The sequence below is a fragment of the Acinetobacter sp. NIOH-H-8 genome, assembly GCF_046635365.1.
GTDB lineage: Bacteria > Pseudomonadota > Gammaproteobacteria > Pseudomonadales > Moraxellaceae > Acinetobacter.
On record NZ_JBHDVN010000393.1, the window covers coordinates 1 to 333 of the forward strand.

Here is a 333-nt window from a genome sequence, read left to right on the forward strand (position 1 = left end):
GGATCACAGGATATTTGCCGCCTCCCCGGAGCTTTTCGCAGGCTATCACGTCTTTCTTCGCCTCTGACTGCCAAGGCATCCACCACATGCACTTAATTACTTGACTATACAACCCCAAACAGTCGTTTATCCCACAAGTAAGATAAGCAACAGATTATGATGATTACTCATCACTCTCATACAGTTGGCGTCTCGTAGATTTAACTACTGTACAGCTTCAATTAGATTCATATACCAAAACGCTTGATTCAGTTAATTTCGCTAGTTCTCATTCAATCACTTCAACAGTCAATCTTGCGACCTCTTGTTTCCGCTCTTTCATGAGTATGAACA

At 42.0% G+C, this 333-nt stretch carries 1 rRNA gene; it reads right to left on the reverse strand.

The features are described from left to right. Positions 1 to 106, reverse strand: a 23S ribosomal RNA gene (locus ACEWB7_RS18810); the annotation flags it as partial. Positions 107 to 333: the final 227 nt, after the last annotated feature.